Below are 15,011 nucleotides of genomic sequence, written 5' to 3'. Positions count from 1 at the left end.
AGATTCACATGACATCAGCTGTAATCGTTTCCACCGCCCGCACCCCCCTGGCCAAAAGCTGGAAGGGCTCTTTCAACATGACCCACGGCGCCACCCTGGGCGGCCACGCGGTTGAACACGCGATCAAGCGCGCCGGCATCGAGGCTGGCGAGGTCGAGGACGTGATCATGGGCTGCGCCAACCCCGAAGGCGCGACCGGCGCCAACATTGCGCGCCAGATCGCGCTGCGCGCTGGCTGCCCCATCACCGTGTCGGGCATGACCGTCAACCGTTTCTGCTCGTCCGGCCTGCAGACCATTGCCCTGGCCGCGCAGCGCATCATTGCCGGTGAAGCCGACATCTATGTCGCCGGTGGCGTTGAAAGCATTTCCTGCGTGCAGCAGGAAATGAACACCCACATGCTGGCCGACCCGTGGCTGGTCAAGCACAAGCCCGAGATCTACTGGAACATGCTGCAGACGGCTGAGCAGGTCGCCAAGCGTTACGGCATCACGCGCGAGCAGATGGACGAATACGGCGCCGCCAGCCAGCAAAAAGCCTCGGCCGCCCTGGCTGCCGGCCTGTTCGACGCCGAGATTGAACCGATCACCGTCACCATGGGTGTGGCCGACGCCGTGATGGGTCTGACCACCAAACAGGTGACGGTCAGCAAGGACGAAGGCATCCGCGAAGGCACGACCAAGGAAGGCATCAGCGGCATCAAGCCAGCCATTCCCGGCGGCGTGATTTCGGCGGGCAATGCCAGCCAGTTTTCCGATGGCGGCGGCGCTGTCGTCGTGATGGATGAAAAAGTGGCCGAGAAAAAAGGCCTGGCCCCGCTGGGCCGCTTCCTCGGCTTTGCGGTCGCCGGCTGCGAGCCTGACGAAATGGGCATCGGCCCCGTGTACGCCATTCCCAAGGTGCTGGCTCGCCTGGGCCTGAAGGTCAGTGACATCGACCTGTGGGAACTCAACGAGGCCTTTGCCGTGCAGGTCATTTACTGCCGCGACAAGCTGGGCATTCCCATGGACAAGCTCAACGTCAATGGCGGTGCGATTGCGGTGGGCCACCCCTACGGCGTCAGCGGCCAGCGCCTGACCGGCCATGCCCTGATCGAAGGCAAGCGCCGCGGTGCCAAGCTGGTCTGCGTGACCATGTGCATCGGTGGCGGTATGGGTGCGGCCGGCGTGTTCGAAGTTCTGTAAGCAAAGCTCAGTAGGACGCTCAATGGATCTAGTTGGCGTTCTCAATCAAGGTTGGTTTGGAATCATCGCCGGTGGAGCCATCGGCGTTTTTTTCTATCAACGCGCTAAACGCGATCCACGAATCAGCTATCAAGTTTCAACTCGAACTCTCATAGCCGGAGTTCCTCAATCCTTACAGGACAGAGTTTCAATAAGCATTGATGGACAGCAAACTTCCGACCTTTTGAGCACAAGGCTAGTGCTTTGGAATTCTGGCACTGCTGCGGTCAAGGCTGATTCATTTCCGGTGGGCGGTGGATTGCTTATACGGCCAGAATCGATGGTTGACGTAGTGGGATTCGATGTTCTCACTGCTACGAATCCAATTAATGGCGTCAGGCTCGTTACAAGTGACGAAGGAATCGCCGTTGAGTTGGATTATTTAAATCCTGGAGACGGAGCGATTATCGATATTCTCCATAGGTCGAGAGCAGGAAAGGTTCGTCTCGACGGCACCTTGCTCGGCCAACGGCGAGGGATTCTTTACGAGGGAAAGATAGGAATCGAACGTGCTACTCAACGGTCTTTTCGCACACCTACAAAAGACTTGTTGGAGGGCATTGGCTTTGTCGCAGCCGGCTCATTTTGTTTATTCATCGGGACCGAGTACTGGAACGCGTACTACGGCGGTGTCGTGGTATCCAAAACAATGTCCCTAGCGCAGCATCTTTATGGCGCGATCGGCATGTCGATATTTGGATTGATTGCAGTCTTAGTTGGAATTTTTTCTATTCTCATGTCTAGGCGCCATCCTCCTCGAAGAATCGCCTTGCCAGAAGATTGACAGTTCCTCACCCATTCATATGCACGGAAAGATAGCGCAATGAATTTACGACCCACTCTGGATTTTCTACTTTATGACTGGCTGCAGGCCGAGTCCCTCAACAAGCGCGAGCGTTTTGCCGACCATTCACGCGAAACCTTCGACGCAGTGTTCGACACCTGTGAACGCATTGCGCGGGAAAAATTTGCGCCTTTCAACCGGCTGGTCGATACCCAGGAGCCACACTTCGACGGCGAAAAAGTCATCCTGCCTCAGGCCACACACGACGCGCATAAGGCTTACGCCGGCTCCGGGATGCTCAGCGCCGCGCAGGACTATGACGAAGGCGGCATGCAGCTGCCTTACACCATCGAGGCCGCGGCCAACTGCTTTTTTGCCATGGCCTCGGTCAGCATAGGCTCCAGCCTGCTGACCAAGGGCAATGCCAACCTGCTGCTGGTGCACGGCACCGAAGCGCAGAAAGAGGTGTTTGCGCGCAACGAGTTTTCCGGGCGCTTCTCCGGCACCATGTGCCTGTCCGAGCCGCAGGCCGGTTCGTCGCTGAGCGACATCACGACACGCGCCGTGCCGGACGGCGCCGACTTCGAAGCCGAGCCGCTGGGCCCACGTTACCGCCTCACCGGCAACAAGATGTGGATCTCGTCGGGCGAACATGAGCTGACCGACAACATCATCCACCTGGTACTCGCCAAGATCCCCGGGCCGGACGGCAAGCTGATTCCCGGTACGCGCGGCATCTCGCTGTTCATCGTGCCCAAGAAAATGGTGGGCACCGATGGCCAGCTGACCGGCGAGCGCAACGATGTGGCGCTGGCCGGGCTGAACCACAAGCTGGGCTGGCGCGGCACCACCAACACGCTGCTCAACTTCGGCGAGGGCAAATACCCGGTGGGCGGGAAAGCAGGCGCCGTAGGCTATCTGGTCGGCAAGCCGCACGAGGGCCTGCGCTGCATGTTCCACATGATGAACGAGGCCCGCATCGGCGTCGGCACGGCGGCCGTCATGCTGGGCATGGCCGGGTATTACGCCTCGCTGGACTACGCGAAGAACCGGCCGCAGGGCAGGCCGGTCGGACCGGCGGGCAAGGATTCGGCGCAACCGCAGGTGCGCATCATCGAACACGCCGACGTCAAGCGCATGCTGCTGGCGCAAAAAGCCTACTGCGAAGGTGCGCTGGCGCTGGAGCTGTACTGCGCACGCCTGGTGGACGAGCAGCACACCGCCGAAGCGCAGGCGGCCGACGACGCCCGCCTGCTGCTGGAGGTGCTGACGCCGATCGCCAAGAGCTGGCCCAGCGAATGGTGCCTGGAGGCCAACTCGCTGGCGATCCAGATCCACGGCGGCTACGGCTACACCCGCGACTTCCCGGTCGAGCAGTACTGGCGCGACAACCGCCTGAACATGATCCACGAGGGCACGCACGGCATCCAGGCCACTGACCTGCTGGGCCGCAAGGTGCTGATGGAAGGCGGCAAAGGCCTGCAGCTGCTGGCCGCGCGTATCAACGCCACGATCAAGCGCGCCGCCCAGGTGCCGGAACTCGCGGCCTATGCCAAGGCGCTGGGCCAGGCGCTGCAGCAGGTCGGGGCGACGACCCAGGCCGCATGGGCCACCGGCAACCCGCAGGATGCGCTGGCCAATGCCGTGCCCTACATGCAGGGCTTCGGCCATACCGTGCTGGCCTGGATCTGGCTGGACGTGGCGCTGGCCGCGCTGCAGGCCGATGCTACAAAATTCATAGCGGTTACCGCCGGTAAATTGGGCGCCGTCCGCTACTTTTATCACTATGAATTGCCTAAAATCGACGCTTGGCTGCAGGTGGTCGCAACCCGCGACCTGACCTGCGCCGACTTGCCGGAGGAGGCGTTCTGATGGGTTTTTTCAAGGAGTCAGGGAGCACCACGTCGAGCAAGTCGATTGCCCGGTTGCAGCAGCTGATCTGGATCCTGATCTACGGCGGGCTGCTCACGCTGGTGCTGGGCCTGTCGGCGCAGCGCATGGATGCCGCCCTCGGCTGGTCTATGGTGGTCGCTGGCGGCATCCTGGCGGCCATTGGTTTTGTGCTGATCTACGTGCGTTCCCGTCTCACCAGCGGCGACTGACCGGTCCGCCCTGCGACAGCCGGCAGGCGCGCTTTGCGCGACACTCGTCCCCATCTTCCCCCCAACAACAAGGAGCCCCTCATGACCCGTACCATCCAGCAGCTGTTCGACCTCACCGGCAAGACCGCCCTCGTCACCGGCGGCTCCCGCGGCCTGGGCCTGCAGCTGGCGCAGGCGCTGGGCGAAGCCGGCGCCAAAATCATGCTGAGCTCGCGCAAGGCTGAAGACCTGCAGGAGTCCGCCGCCGAACTCAAGGCCGCCGGCATCGACGTCGACTGGATCGCTGCCGATTGCTCGAAGGAAGCGGACATCCGCGCGCTGGCGGATGAAACCATCAAACGCTTCGGCCATGTGGACATCCTCGTCAACAACGCGGGCGCAGCCTGGGGCGCGCCGGCAGAAGACCACCCGGTCGATGCCTGGGACAAGGTCATGAACCTGAACATCCGCGGCTACTTCATCCTGAGCCAGCACATCGCCAAACACAGCATGATCGCGCGCCGTTCCGGCCGCATCATCAATATCGCCTCCATCGCCGGCCTGGGCGGCAACCCGCCCGAGATGACCACCGTGGCCTACAACACCTCCAAGGGCGCGGTGATCAACTTCACGCGCGCGCTGGGCTGCGAGTGGGGCAAGTACAACATCACCGTCAACGCCATCTGCCCGGGCTTTTTCCCGAGCAAGATGACCATGGGCACGCTCAAGGTCCTGGGCGAGGAAAAACTGGCCGCCCACGCGCCGCTGCAGCGCCTGGGCGACGACGAAGACCTCAAGGGCCTGTGCGTGCTGTATGCGTCGGACGCCGGCAAACACATCACCGCGCAGTGGATGGCCGTGGACGGCGGCGTGTCTTCAGTAACAGGTGGTTGATCGAGTTATGAGCTTTGGCGTCGAGATTCCCTTTGTCAACCACCTCGGTTTCGAGCTGGTGCTGTTCGAAGGCGGGGCCTCGCAGATCGACTACACGCCCCGGGCCGAGCACCTGAACTCGTTTCATGTCACGCACGGCGGCGCACTGATGACGCTGCAGGACGTGGTCATGGCGACCGCGGCGCGCAGCGTGCAGCCGGACATGGGCGTGGTCACCATCGAGATGAAAACCAGCTTCATGCGCCCGGCGCCCGGTGACGGCAGCAAGCTGACGGCGAAGGGCCGGCTGATCCACCGCACCGCCACCATGGCCTTCACCGAAGGCTCGGTGTACGACGACCAGGGCCGCATCTGCTCGCATGCCACCGGCACCTTCAAGTACGTCAAGCGCCTGGCCGTGGGCGCCAAAGGGGTGAACACGCTCCAGGCCGTCATTTCGACCGACTAGCGGGCAGGACGTATTTTTATAAGACAAATCGTGCTTAAGCCCTTACTCCACGTGCGCTAGCAGCTCTCAAATCAATAGCAAACCACATTCCCCCAGGAGACACCCCATGCCCAAGAACCAGCAAATTCTTCTCGACAACCGTCCCACCGGCGAAGCCGTCGCCAGCAACTTCAAGCTCGTCAGCAGCGACACGCCCGCGCTGGCGGACGGCCAGGTGCTGGTACGCCACCACTACCTGAGCCTGGACCCCTACATGCGCGGCCGCATGAACGACGCCAAGAGTTATGCCCAGCCACAGGCGCTGGGCCAGGTCATGGGCGGCGGCACGGCCGGCGAGGTGGTCGAATCGAAAAACCCGAAGTTCGCCGTCGGCGACAAGGTGGTCGGCATGGGCGGCTGGCAGGAGTACAGCGTGGTCGATGCGACCCAGCCCGGCGCGCTGCGCAAGGTGGACACCACCCATGTGCCGCTGTCGCATTACCTGGGTGCTGTCGGCATGCCGGGTGTCACCGCCTGGTACGGTCTGGTGAAAATCATTGAACCCAAAGCCGGCGAAACGGTGGTGGTCAGCGCCGCCACCGGCGCCGTGGGCAGCGCTTTTGGTGCCCTGGCCAAGGCGCGCGGCTGCCGCGTGGTCGGCATTGCCGGCGGCGCCGAAAAATGCAAATACGCCGTCGAAGAACTCGGCTTTGATGCCTGCATCGACTACAAGCAGTACAAGGACGCGGCATCGCTGTCGAAAGCGCTCAAGGAAGCCTGCCCCAACGGCATCGACGGCTACTTCGAGAATGTCGGCGGCATGATTCTGGACGCCGTGCTGACGCGCATGAACGCCTTCGGCCGCATCGCGCTGTGCGGCATGATTGCCGGGTATGACGGCCAGCCGCTGCCCATGACGTATCCGCAGCTGATTTTGACCAATCGCCTGAAAATCCAGGGTTTCATCGTCAGCGAGCACATGGAAGTCTGGCCCGAGGCCTTGAAAGAACTTGGCACCCTGGTCGCCACCGGCAAGCTCAAGCCGCGCGAAACCATCGCCCAAGGCATCGCCGCTGCCCCGGAAGCTTTCCTGGGTTTGCTTAAAGGCAAAAACTTTGGCAAACAACTGGTCAAACTCGTCTGACACGGCAGTTTTTCCGCCGCTGAAAGGGATGCCATGAACGCGACTCATGAAGTCTTCAACCAGCCCGCGCCGCTGGTCGACTACAACCTGTTCGACACCAACCAGGGCCTGCGCGACGCGCTGAAGTTCAATGCGCCGCAGCTGGCCACGGCGGAACTCAGTGCGCTGGGAGCCAGTCTGGGCAGTGCCACCATGCAGACCCATGCGCGCCTGGCCAACATCCACACGCCGCAGTTGCACAGCCATGACCGCTTCGGCCGGCGGGTGGACCAGGTGGAGTTTCACCCCAGTTACCACGTGCTCATGGATGCCGCCACCCGAGCCGGACTGCACGGCACGCCCTGGAACGGAGAAGGCGCATCGCCCCACGTGCGCAGGGCTGCCGGTTTCATGCTGTTCACCGAGCTCGAACCCTCCATCCTCTGCCCGATCTCCATGACCTACGCGGTCACACCGGCGCTGCGCGACAACGCCGCCATCCACGCCGACTGGGCGCCCCGGCTCACCAGCCGCGCCTACGATCCGGCGCTCAAGCTGTTCTCGGAAAAAACCGGTGTGACCATGGGCATGGGCATGACCGAGAAGCAGGGCGGCTCCGACGTGCGCGCCAACACGACGCAGGCGGTTCCCGATGGCAGCGACGGTTGGGGCCAGCGCTTTCGCCTGACCGGCCACAAGTGGTTCTTCTCGGCGCCCATGTGCGACGCCTTCCTGGTGTTGGCCCAGGCGCCCGCGGGCCTGAGCTGTTTCTTCATTCCGCGCGTTCTTCCCGACAAGAGCCTCAACGCGATCCACATCCAGCGCCTGAAAGACAAACTCGGCAACAAGGCCAATGCGAGCTCCGAAGTCGAGTTCGACAGCGCCACCGCCTGGCTGGTCGGCGAGGAAGGCCGCGGCGTGCCGCAGATCCTCGAGATGGGCACCATGACGCGGCTGGACTGCGCACTCGGCACCAGCGGCCTGATGCGCCAGGCGCTGAGCATTGCGCTCAACCATTGCGCCCAGCGCGAGGCCTTCGGCAGGCCGCTGATAACCCAGCCGCTGATGCGCAATGTGCTGGCCGACCTGGCGCTCGAGTCCGAAGCCGCCACCGCGCTGGCCATCCGGCTGGCCCGGGCCTTTGACAACAGTGCCGACCCGCACGAGCAGGCGATGGCGCGCCTGCTCACGCCGGTGGCCAAGTTCTGGATCTGCAAACGCGGCAGCCACTTTGCGCAGGAAGCCATGGAATGCCTGGGCGGCAATGGTTATGTGGAGGAGGGCGGCGAGGGCATCATGGCCCGTATCTACCGCGAGATGCCGCTCAACTCGATCTGGGAAGGTGCCGGCAACATCATGGCGCTGGACCTGCTGCGCGCCTTGCGCAAGGCCGATGCCGCCGCCGCGCTGGCGCACGAGCTGTCACCGGCCCAAGGCGCGCACTCGGCGCTGGACCGCTTGGCCGCGGCCCTGCCGACCCGCGTCGAGGAGATGGCCAACGAAATGGAAGCGCGCCGACTGGCGCAGGACGTGGCGCTGGCCGTGCAGGCCGCGTTGCTCTACCAGAGCGCCCCCGCCGCCGTGTTCGAGGCTTTCTGCGACTCACGGCTGGGCGGCGACTGGGGCCAGGCCTTCGGTACCCTGGGCGCCGACGTGGACTTCGACGCCCTGATCACCCGCGCCATGCCGCGCTGATGCGCTGAACCTTCTGAAAGAACCACCATGGCCGACCTGATTCTTCACCACTACCCGACCTCGCCGTTTTCCGAGAAGGTCCGCCTGATCCTTGGCTACAAGCAGCTGGCCTGGAAGTCGGTGGTCATCCCCAGCATCATGCCCAAGCCCGACGTGCTGGCGCTGACCGGCGGCTACCGCAAGACGCCCTTCCTGCAGGTCGGTGCCGACATTTATTGCGACAGCGCGCTGATCGCGGATGTGCTCGAGCATCTGCAGCCCGAGCCCTCCCTTTACCCCGAGCCGGGCAAGGGCCTGGCGCGCACACTGGCGCAGTGGGCCGACAGCACGCTGTTCTGGGCGGCCATGGCGCACAACCTGGGCCCCAAAGGCGCGGCGCACATGTTTGCCGGCGCGCCCCCCGAAGCCGCCAGGGCTTTCGGCGAAGACCGCAAGGCCATGAGCTTCAACATGACGCGGCTGCGTCCGGCCGATGCAGCCGCGGCCTACAAGTCGTATTTGCGGCGCCTGTCGGACATGCTCGACGAGCAGCCTTTCCTGCTCGGCCAGGTGCCCTGCATCGCCGACTTTGCAGCCTACCACCCGCTGTGGTTCACCCGGGTGCGCACGCCCGTGGTGGCCGACATCCTGCAGCTCACGCCGGCCGTACTCGAGTGGATGGACCGCATGGCCGCCATCGGCCACGGCAGCATGGAAAAATTCGATGCGGCCCAGGCCATCGCCGCCGCGGCCGCTGCCGACCCGATGCCGGTCGGCCACGGCCTGTTGACGGACAGCACCTTCCAGGACGAACACGGCATCCCGCTGGGCAGCCGCGTCAGCATCACGGCTGAAAGTTTCGGCCCCGAGCCCACCGAAGGTGAGCTGATCGCCGCGACACGCACGCACTACACGCTGAGCCGCAGCGACGAACGCGCCGGCACGCTGCATGTGCACTTCCCGCGCATCGGTTATGCCATGAAGGCTGTCGCCCAGGCATGAGCGGGATCACCTGGCGGGCCGTCCCGTTTGCGGCGCTGACCACCGCCGAGCTTTATGTGGTCCTGCAGCTTCGCACGGAAGTTTTCGTGATGGAGCAAGCCGGCATCTATCAGGACATGGACGGCGCCGACCACGCGGCCGTGCATGTACTTGGGGTATCCGATGGCCAGCTCGTGGCTTATGCGCGTTGCTTCCCGGCCGGCGTGAAGTTTGCCGAAGCCAGCATAGGGCGCGTCATCACCCGCGAGAGCGTGCGCGGAACCGGCCTGGGCCATGAACTCATGCGCCAGGCCATCGCCTGCGTGGTTGCGCAGTGGGGTGCGCAGCCCCTGCGCATAGGCGCGCAGGCGCGGCTTGAAAAATTTTATGTGCAGCACGGGTTCGCCACAGCAGGCGAGCCCTACATCGAAGACGGCATTCCGCACGTCGAGATGCTGCCCCCGGTTTGATATTCAGGAGCTCCCCATGATCAGTGATTTCCAAGGAAAAACAGCCGTGTTGACCGGCGCCGGTTCAGGCTTCGGCCTCGAGTGCGCACGCATAGGCGCACGGCTCGGCATGAACCTCGTGCTCGCCGATGTGCAGCAGGACGCGCTCGACAAGGCCGCGGCTGAAATGACGTCCACCGGCGCGCAGGTGCTGGCCGTTCGACTCGACGTGTCCAAAGCCGCCGAGGTCGAAGCACTGGGCGCTGCCGTGCTGGCACGTTTCGGTGCACCGCATTTTGTCTTCAACAACGCCGGTGTCGGGGCAGGGGGACTGATCTGGGAGAACACGCTGAAGGACTGGGAATGGGTCATCGGCGTCAACCTCATGGGGGTGGCGCACGGCGTGCGTGTGTTCACGCCCATGATGCTCGAAGCTGCCAAAAAAGACCCGGCCTGGCAGGGCCACATCGTCAACACGGCGAGCATGGCCGGGCTGCTCAATGCGCCCAACATGGGCATTTACAACGTCAGCAAACATGCGGTGGTCAGCCTCAGCGAAACCCTGTACCAGGACCTGGCCCTGGTGACCGACCAGATCAGCGCCTCGGTGCTGTGCCCCTTCTTCGTGCCCACCGGCATCAGCCAGAGCCAGCGCAACCGGCCCGATGAGCTGCCGGCCGCCAAGCCGACCAAAAGCCAGCTGATCGGCCAGGCCATGAGCGACAAGGCCGTGGGTTCCGGCAAGGTCACGGCGGCCGACGTAGCGCAAAAGGTGTTTGACGCGATCGCCGCCAACCAGTTCTATATCTACAGCCACCCCAAGGCGATTGGCTCGGTGCAGACGCGGCTCGAGGACATCCTGCAGGCGCGCAACCCGACCAACCCGTTTGCGCACAAGCCGGAAATCGGCGAGCAGCTGAAAAAAGCCCTTCGCGAAGCCTAGGCACGGCGCCTGGGCACGCTCAGAAGCTGAAGGGGAACTTGACCCCGATGGTGATGTCCGGCGCGTCGGCGGTGACGCCGATGCCGAGGTTGAACACCATGGAGCGCCGGTCCGACAAGGCATAGGTCACGCCGAAATTGAGCACGCCGGCACTCGAGTCGCTGCCATTGACGGTTTGCCAGCCTTGGCCCTCCTGGCGGATTTTCGCTTTTCTGGCAAAGCGGTGCGAGTACGAGGTGCTCAGGCTCATGCGTTCATTGAGGGCAAAGGCAAAACCCGCACCCAGCGAAAACTGGTCGCCCAGCCTGACGCTGCCCGGCGTTCGCGTGTTGGGGTCCGAACTGATGTCGTTGAAGCTGCGGTCAAAGTGGTGCGTGTAGCCCAGGTTGGCGAACAGGATGGCCGGATCCACCGTCTTGATGAAGCTCAATCCAGCCGATGCGGCCCACACGCCGTTGCCGGTGGGCAACTTCGCGGGAATCTTCAGGTTACCGCCCGAGTCCGGCGAATCCTCGAACTTGATGCCATAGGGACTGGTGCCGGTCGGCGCCTTGACGCGGAAGTTGAGCACGGTGTCGGGGGTGTCCGCGCTTTCCTGGATCAGGCGGTAGAACACGCCCGCACTGACGTCACCCACATCGCCGTTCGAGACATTTCTCTCGGCCACAGCCGAGGTGCTGAACCCCGCACCAACCGAGGAAAAGGCGGAATAGCGGTACAGGTAGGGCACGTTGAGATCGAACTGGAGCCGGTCCGTGGGCGCATAACGCCCCGTCAGGTCAAAGGTCAGGGTGTCAGCCTTGATGCGGTCCAGATTGATCTGCCCGAGAAAGATTGCATCGAGCGCCAGAAAACCATTGAGGAAAAGGTCACGCCGGTTCGAGTGGGAATAACTCACGCCGGTTTCCAGCGTGAACTTGCGGTCGAACATGGCGCTCTGTTCGCGGTACACCGCCTCGGCACTGCGCGAAGGCGGTGCTTCCCTGACCACCTTCTCTCCACCGCTACCTTCTGCGGAAACAGGCTCCCGGCCTGCGGCTCCATCGGGCTGGGCGGCATCGGTGGTTCTCACCATGCGTGCCTGGCCCGGGCCTGCCGCCTCAAGCTGCTGCAGGCGCGCGGCCAGCACCCGCAGGGACGATTGCTGCGTGTCAACGCGCTGGGTCAACTCCTGGATCTGCCGGCGCAGGTCGGCCACCTCGTCATCGGTGTCTGCCAGGCAAGCCAGGGGGAGGCCGGCTGCCATCATCAACACCAGGGGCCGCAGCTGAAAAAAACGTCGCATAAGATCTCCCTCATCAGTTTTTCGATTGACCAGATTCGCTGGCTTCCACGGAGCGGCGCTCCCCTTTTTTGCGCCCCGTGCGACCCTGAAACGTGACGGACGGGCCCAGCGGGCCCGTCCGGACGACTTAAAAAGTACCGCCTTGCGGCATGAGCTTCATCCCCAGCAACTGGTTGCCCGCCGGGGTGGCCGGACCGGACGCGGAATTCATCTGGACATTGAGGTTGATCCTGTTCTGAATCTGGTTGACGTCGCCGCCCAGTTGCACCGACTGCAACACCTGCCCCCCACCCATGCCGACCTGGCGAATCTGTTGCAACGCCCGGCCCTGGTCCGGCACGGCGACGGCGACACTCATGCCATTGCCGCCGAGGCCGACGGAGGCCACGCTGCCGCTGGCCGTGGTGGTGGATGCCGAGAGCGCCCCCTGGGACGGGGACTGCAGCGCCGGTGGCGCCGACGCGTTCTGGACGTTGATGCCTATCGTGTTGGTGACTCCGTTCGAAGCGCCCGCCACCTGGATGTTCTGCACCACCCCGGTGACGTCCTGCAGCCCGCCGCCGCCGGTGGCCACCGCAGCGCCCTGACTGGCCGTACTCCCCATGGCGGCCTTTTGCTCGACGGTGATGGTCGGCACAAAGCTGACCTGCGGCGTGTTGCCGGCCAGACTGATCTGCAACATCCCGGACGCAGTGATGGCCTGTCCCGAGGACGCCAGCCAACGCGTCACCATTTCGACGCCGAAATACATGACCTGACCGGCCGCCACGAATTTGCCGCGCATGTGTCCGAGCTCACCGTCCGGAATCTCGGACGCGTGGTCAAACACATTCAGGTCGGGTGGCAGCGCGGCGCGTGCCAATGGCAGGGTGGCCAGGGTGCCTGCCAGCGCTGCAACCAGCGCACGCTGTTGCCAGGACCTGCTGCCGCCCGCAGGGTGCGGTGGCTTGCAGTGCCACGGTTTTTCCTGTTGCGCCGCGGCAAGCGCCAATGCGTAAATGGTTCTCGTCATCACATCTCCCCTCAAACTTCTGGACAGCTTGCTGTCCGTCAACTGAAGACCATCAGCTTGCGCATCTGGTGATTCATCGGGCGCTGCGGATCCATCGCGCACGCCTCAGAAAAGCTCTGCGCTGGAGAACCCGAACTCCAGCAACTGGGCATCCGTCAGCGGCCGCCAGGTGTCGACGGTGCTGCGCGCGGTCAGCGGCTCTTTGGGTCGCAGCAGCACGGTGTCACGCTCAAAGCCCTGGCCGATCACGGCGAACACCACGCGGTTCCAGCCGCTCTCAAACTCCCGCCTGGCAACGACCCGGTTGCCCAGCGCCGGGTCGGCAAGATAGACCTTGTCCGGTGTCGTCTTCTTGAGCACCACAAAATGTTTGTATCCCCGGATATCGAGCAGCACGATGGTCGGGACCTTGACTCGGTCCAGCATCTCCGGCGACATGTTGTAGCCACGTCCGCGCATGCCTCTGGCCTGCACATAATTTTTCAGGTCGAGCAGGGAAAATCCTTTCTCCCTGACGACGGCGGGATCACTGACCTGCAGCAGTCCCTGGATGACTTCGTCTTCCGTCAGCTTCTGCCCATAGGCGTAATTGAGGATGGTGGCAAGTGCTGCCGCGCCGCAGCTGAAGTCGGTTTTCTGCGGAACCATGTCCACATAGCGCATTTCCCGCATGCTCAGGATGTTCTTGTTGATCGCGCCCGCACCGGGGATCACGCCGCCGACGCCCATCGGGCCGGCATGGCCTGCCATCGGCAGGCTGGCCAGCGCATGCCCCACCAGCCACGCGGCGGGCGGGATCCATCTGTGGTTAGCGAGGGTCATGGCGGTTCATCCTTGTCCAGCTGAAAGCCTTCGGCCGCCGGGGGAGGGCGGCCGAAGGTCAATCCATCAACGAAACTTCAGCGGCGCAGTGCCTCGCCGCCGCCACCACCGTTGGCGCCACCAGCCTGGGTCGCCGATACCGCCATACCGTTGTATTGCTGGTTGTTGGTGCCCGATGCGATGTTCACGCCGATGTTGCCTGCCGCGCCCATCAAGGCGTTGCCGCCCAGCGAAGACGTGTTGGTCGTGGCAATGCTGACACGGGTCACGACAGGGATCATGCCGGTGATCGAGCCGCTCAAGGCAATGTCGCCCTGTTCATTGAAGCTCAGGGAGCCGCCGGCGCTGGAGTCGCCATTGGGTGTGCCATTGGCGTTCAGGCCGGACGAAGCCTGGCGATCCAGCCCGCCCTGCGTGTTGGTGTCGAGGTCGAAGTGCCCGGTCTGGGTGCCGCCCGGGTGGCTGGTACCGGTCCAGGTGTCGGGGTACTGGTTACCCTTCTGGTCGGAGATGCCGGCATAGATGCCCCGGGACTGGAAGGCCAGGTCCACCGGGACCATGGTCACAACTTCCCGCTGCTTGGGCGTGTTGGACGTGACATTGTGGTCGTTCATCTGCTTGACCGCCACCGTCGCCGTGGCCATGCGTGCGACCGCGACAGACGCCGCCAGGTCGTTTTTCTGCTGGTTGCTGTTGCCGGCGGAGATGTTGACCCCGATGTTGCCGGTCGCATTCTGCAATGCACTGCCGGCCAGTGTGGCCGTGTTGGTGTTGCCGAAATTGATGGCCCGGTTGGCCTGGACATCCTGGCGGGCAAATATTTCAGCGTCGGACGAACCGAACAGGAAGCTGGCATCGGATGCGGCCAGCGCGGCAGAATTCGCCTGCTGGTTGTTGTCCCCGGCCGTGACGTTCAGGCCGATGTTGCCGGCTGCGTTCATCAGCGAATTGCCGTTGACCACCGACGAGTTCGTGACTTCGTCGTTGGCGACCTCGTTGAGGTAGTTGATCTGCTTGTCGTCCACCACGGCTGCGGAACTCGAGTCGACCGCGATGGCTCCGGTGACCTGCACATTGCCGCCGACGTTGACGTCCTGCCGGTAACGCAGGTCTTTGACAATGTTGACGTTGGTGCTGTTCACCGTGGAACTGGTGTCGGTACTGACACTGGTTGCCGAGGTGGTCTTGCTGTCCTGGGTGCCCTCCTGTGAAAAGGCCAGCGGAGCGGCGAACAATGCGGCCACCGCAAGAGCCAGGGGAGCGGACTTCATTTTGCGTGTTTTCATGGAATGATCTCCAAAAAGTTAAGGACT

General features: G+C 63.4%; 15 protein-coding genes. 11 read left to right on the top strand and 4 right to left on the bottom strand.

Features of this window, described 5'->3' with window-relative positions:
- Positions 1 to 8 precede the first annotated feature (8 nt).
- The 11 genes from AAG813_RS02410 to AAG813_RS02360 all read left to right on the top strand — a co-directional run bounded on the left by AAG813_RS02410 (position 9) and on the right by AAG813_RS02360 (position 10,579).
- Positions 9 to 1,184: an acetyl-CoA C-acyltransferase gene (locus tag AAG813_RS02410; protein WP_341911452.1), complete on the top strand. Its 1,176-nt coding sequence runs from the start codon at positions 9 to 11 to the stop codon at positions 1,182 to 1,184.
- A gap of 22 nt (positions 1,185 to 1,206) precedes the next feature.
- On the top strand, positions 1,207 to 2,007 hold the full coding sequence (locus tag AAG813_RS02405; RefSeq protein ID WP_341911450.1) for a hypothetical protein: 801 nt from the start codon (positions 1,207 to 1,209) through the stop codon (positions 2,005 to 2,007).
- Between the two features lie 39 nt (positions 2,008 to 2,046).
- Positions 2,047 to 3,879, top strand: a complete 1,833-nt coding sequence (locus AAG813_RS02400; protein ID WP_341911448.1) for an acyl-CoA dehydrogenase — start codon at positions 2,047 to 2,049, stop codon at positions 3,877 to 3,879.
- The gene (locus AAG813_RS02395; RefSeq protein WP_341911446.1) at positions 3,879 to 4,109 is read left to right on the top strand and encodes a hypothetical protein; all 231 of its coding nucleotides are present in this window, start codon (positions 3,879 to 3,881) and stop codon (positions 4,107 to 4,109) included. The genes AAG813_RS02400 and AAG813_RS02395 overlap by 1 nt, the downstream gene beginning before the upstream one ends.
- An 81-nt stretch (positions 4,110 to 4,190) precedes the next feature.
- Entirely contained in the window at positions 4,191 to 4,982 is a 792-nt protein-coding gene (locus AAG813_RS02390) for an SDR family oxidoreductase (RefSeq protein ID WP_341911444.1), read from the top strand.
- 7 nt (positions 4,983 to 4,989) lie between these two features.
- On the top strand, positions 4,990 to 5,430 hold the full coding sequence (locus AAG813_RS02385) for a PaaI family thioesterase (protein ID WP_341911442.1): 441 nt from the start codon (positions 4,990 to 4,992) through the stop codon (positions 5,428 to 5,430).
- Between the two features lie 106 nt (positions 5,431 to 5,536).
- Positions 5,537 to 6,553 (top strand): NADP-dependent oxidoreductase, encoded by a 1,017-nt coding sequence (locus AAG813_RS02380; protein WP_341911440.1) that lies wholly within the window; start codon positions 5,537 to 5,539, stop codon positions 6,551 to 6,553.
- A gap of 33 nt (positions 6,554 to 6,586) precedes the next feature.
- Complete coding sequence (locus tag AAG813_RS02375) at positions 6,587 to 8,227, top strand: isovaleryl-CoA dehydrogenase (RefSeq protein ID WP_341911438.1); 1,641 nt, start codon at positions 6,587 to 6,589, stop codon at positions 8,225 to 8,227.
- Positions 8,228 to 8,254: 27 nt separating this feature from the next.
- Positions 8,255 to 9,208, top strand: a complete 954-nt coding sequence (locus AAG813_RS02370) for a glutathione S-transferase family protein (RefSeq protein WP_341911436.1) — start codon at positions 8,255 to 8,257, stop codon at positions 9,206 to 9,208.
- Positions 9,205 to 9,657: a GNAT family N-acetyltransferase gene (locus AAG813_RS02365; RefSeq protein WP_341911433.1), complete on the top strand. Its 453-nt coding sequence runs from the start codon at positions 9,205 to 9,207 to the stop codon at positions 9,655 to 9,657. Before AAG813_RS02370 ends, AAG813_RS02365 begins: the two co-directional genes overlap by 4 nt.
- A gap of 16 nt (positions 9,658 to 9,673) precedes the next feature.
- Complete coding sequence (locus tag AAG813_RS02360; RefSeq protein ID WP_341911431.1) at positions 9,674 to 10,579, top strand: SDR family oxidoreductase; 906 nt, start codon at positions 9,674 to 9,676, stop codon at positions 10,577 to 10,579.
- Between the two features lie 19 nt (positions 10,580 to 10,598).
- Here AAG813_RS02360 and AAG813_RS02355 read toward each other — a convergent pair whose 3' ends face one another.
- From AAG813_RS02355 to AAG813_RS02340, 4 genes are all read right to left on the bottom strand, one after another.
- On the bottom strand, positions 10,599 to 11,864 hold the full coding sequence (locus AAG813_RS02355) for a transporter (protein ID WP_341911429.1): 1,266 nt from the start codon (positions 11,862 to 11,864) through the stop codon (positions 10,599 to 10,601).
- A 127-nt stretch (positions 11,865 to 11,991) separates the two neighbouring features.
- Complete coding sequence (locus tag AAG813_RS02350; protein WP_341911427.1) at positions 11,992 to 12,876, bottom strand: hypothetical protein; 885 nt, start codon at positions 12,874 to 12,876, stop codon at positions 11,992 to 11,994.
- Positions 12,877 to 12,981: 105 nt separating this feature from the next.
- Positions 12,982 to 13,698 (bottom strand): C39 family peptidase, encoded by a 717-nt coding sequence (locus AAG813_RS02345; RefSeq protein WP_341911425.1) that lies wholly within the window; start codon positions 13,696 to 13,698, stop codon positions 12,982 to 12,984.
- Positions 13,699 to 13,775: 77 nt separating this feature from the next.
- Entirely contained in the window at positions 13,776 to 14,984 is a 1,209-nt protein-coding gene (locus AAG813_RS02340; RefSeq protein ID WP_341911423.1) for a hypothetical protein, read from the bottom strand.
- Between the last annotated feature and the right edge of the window lie 27 nt (positions 14,985 to 15,011).

It is taken from the genome of Polaromonas sp. YR568 (genome assembly GCF_943371715.1).
Taxonomy (GTDB): Bacteria; Pseudomonadota; Gammaproteobacteria; order Burkholderiales; family Burkholderiaceae_C; genus Polaromonas.
This window is presented reverse-complemented; position numbering and strand designations above follow the sequence as displayed.

Bases quoted from the DNA above. Each gene is read 5' to 3' on its own strand.
- AAG813_RS02350 (WP_341911427.1), bottom strand. From the start codon at position 12,876: ATGACGAGAACCATTTACGCATTGGCGCTTGCCGCGGCGCAACAGGAA.
- AAG813_RS02355 (WP_341911429.1), bottom strand. From the start codon at position 11,864: ATGCGACGTTTTTTTCAGCTGCGGCCCCTGGTGTTGATGATGGCAGCC.
- AAG813_RS02385 (WP_341911442.1), top strand. From the start codon at position 4,990: ATGAGCTTTGGCGTCGAGATTCCCTTTGTCAACCACCTCGGTTTCGAG.
- AAG813_RS02345 (WP_341911425.1), bottom strand. From the start codon at position 13,698: ATGACCCTCGCTAACCACAGATGGATCCCGCCCGCCGCGTGGCTGGTG.
- AAG813_RS02400 (WP_341911448.1), top strand. From the start codon at position 2,047: ATGAATTTACGACCCACTCTGGATTTTCTACTTTATGACTGGCTGCAG.
- AAG813_RS02380 (WP_341911440.1), top strand. From the start codon at position 5,537: ATGCCCAAGAACCAGCAAATTCTTCTCGACAACCGTCCCACCGGCGAA.
- AAG813_RS02365 (WP_341911433.1), top strand. From the start codon at position 9,205: ATGAGCGGGATCACCTGGCGGGCCGTCCCGTTTGCGGCGCTGACCACC.
- AAG813_RS02410 (WP_341911452.1), top strand. From the start codon at position 9: ATGACATCAGCTGTAATCGTTTCCACCGCCCGCACCCCCCTGGCCAAA.
- AAG813_RS02340 (WP_341911423.1), bottom strand. From the start codon at position 14,984: ATGAAAACACGCAAAATGAAGTCCGCTCCCCTGGCTCTTGCGGTGGCC.
- AAG813_RS02360 (WP_341911431.1), top strand. From the start codon at position 9,674: ATGATCAGTGATTTCCAAGGAAAAACAGCCGTGTTGACCGGCGCCGGT.
- AAG813_RS02375 (WP_341911438.1), top strand. From the start codon at position 6,587: ATGAACGCGACTCATGAAGTCTTCAACCAGCCCGCGCCGCTGGTCGAC.
- AAG813_RS02405 (WP_341911450.1), top strand. From the start codon at position 1,207: ATGGATCTAGTTGGCGTTCTCAATCAAGGTTGGTTTGGAATCATCGCC.
- AAG813_RS02390 (WP_341911444.1), top strand. From the start codon at position 4,191: ATGACCCGTACCATCCAGCAGCTGTTCGACCTCACCGGCAAGACCGCC.
- AAG813_RS02395 (WP_341911446.1), top strand. From the start codon at position 3,879: ATGGGTTTTTTCAAGGAGTCAGGGAGCACCACGTCGAGCAAGTCGATT.
- AAG813_RS02370 (WP_341911436.1), top strand. From the start codon at position 8,255: ATGGCCGACCTGATTCTTCACCACTACCCGACCTCGCCGTTTTCCGAG.